Annotated in this window: 1 protein-coding gene; it reads left to right on the plus strand. The window is 48.1% G+C overall.

All coding sequences use genetic code 11. From position 1 onward, the window contains the following. The coding region (locus HC175_RS17960; protein WP_168139625.1) for an aminotransferase class III-fold pyridoxal phosphate-dependent enzyme at positions 1-482 on the plus strand (482 nt) is incomplete at both ends.

The following is a 482-nucleotide window of genomic DNA, read 5'->3' on the forward strand; positions in this document are numbered from 1 at the left end:
TTCATTTTTGATCCAGGCGGGCAGCGGAGCAGTGACTTTTGGAACACCAAATAGTCCGGGGGTGACTAAAGGAACTGCAAAAGATACCTTACTTGCCACTTACAATGATCTTAATAATGTAGAGGAACTACTTAATGCCAACAAAGGCGAAGTTGCCTGTATCATCCTTGAACCTGTGGCAGGGAACATGGGATGTATCCCTCCAAAAAAGGGTTTTTTGGAAGGTCTTAGTAAATTGTGTGATGAGCATGATGTACTGTTGATCTTTGATGAGGTCATGACCGGCTTCAGGCTTGCCAAAGGAGGCGCACAGGAGGTTTTTGGTGTAAATGCTGATATCGTTTGCTTCGGAAAAGTTATTGGTGGAGGTCTGCCCGTAGGAGCCTTCGCCGCCCGCAACGAAATCATGGATTACCTTGCTCCAACCGGACCTGTCTATCAAGCCGGAACCCTTAGTGGAAATCCGCTGGCCATGGCCGCCG

This window comes from Salinimicrobium oceani (genome assembly GCF_012037645.1).